The sequence below is a fragment of the Paenibacillus sp. EPM92 genome, from assembly GCF_016586185.1.
GTDB lineage: Bacteria > Bacillota > Bacilli > Paenibacillales > NBRC-103111 > Paenibacillus_G > Paenibacillus_G validus.
In genome coordinates this window covers 1-669 of the sequence record NZ_BCPS01000138.1, presented here as the reverse complement: position 1 = coordinate 669, position 669 = coordinate 1, and the positions used below count along the sequence as shown (strand labels likewise).

General features: G+C 52.5%; 1 rRNA gene. It reads right to left on the bottom strand.

The window, feature by feature from the left end:
* Window positions 1-582 (bottom strand): 23S ribosomal RNA (locus tag JMF85_RS27840); the annotation flags it as partial.
* Window positions 583-669: the final 87 nt, after the last annotated feature.

The window sequence follows — 669 nt, the reverse complement described above, 5'->3', positions numbered from 1 at the left end:
GGGCTCTGACTTCTTGTAAGCACACGGTTTCAGGTTCTTTTTCACTCCGCTCCCGCGGTTCTTTTCACCTTTCCCTCACGGTACTGCTTCACTATCGGTCACCAGGGAGTATTTAGCCTTGGCAGATGGTCCTGCCGGATTCAGACGGGGTTTCACGTGTCCCGCCCTACTCAGGATACGCCTAGGGTGTTCGCAGACTTTTGGTTACGGGGCTTTTACCCTCTATGGCCGGCCTTTCCAGACCTGTTCGCCTAACCTGCTGCACCCACGACGGCGTCCTACAACCCCAAGGAGCAAGCTCCTTGGTTTGGGCTAATCCGCTTTCGCTCGCCGCTACTGACGGAATCACTTTTGTTTTCTTTTCCTGAGGGTACTTAGATGTTTCAGTTCCCCTCGTATGCCTCCTATGCAGCTATGTATTCACTGCATGGTACGTGAGTATTACCTCACGCGGGTTCCCCCATTCGGACATCCCCGGATCAATGCCTGCTTACGGCTCCCCGAGGCGTTATCGTTGTTCGCCACGTCCTTCTTCGGCTCCTGGTGCCTAGGCATCCTCCGTGTGCTCTTTATAGCTTATCCAGCTATCACTTGTACGACCGAAGTCGTACCGGATTTTGATTCAGCATTTGTTGCTTTGTTTCGTTTATCCAGTTTTCAAGGAACAAA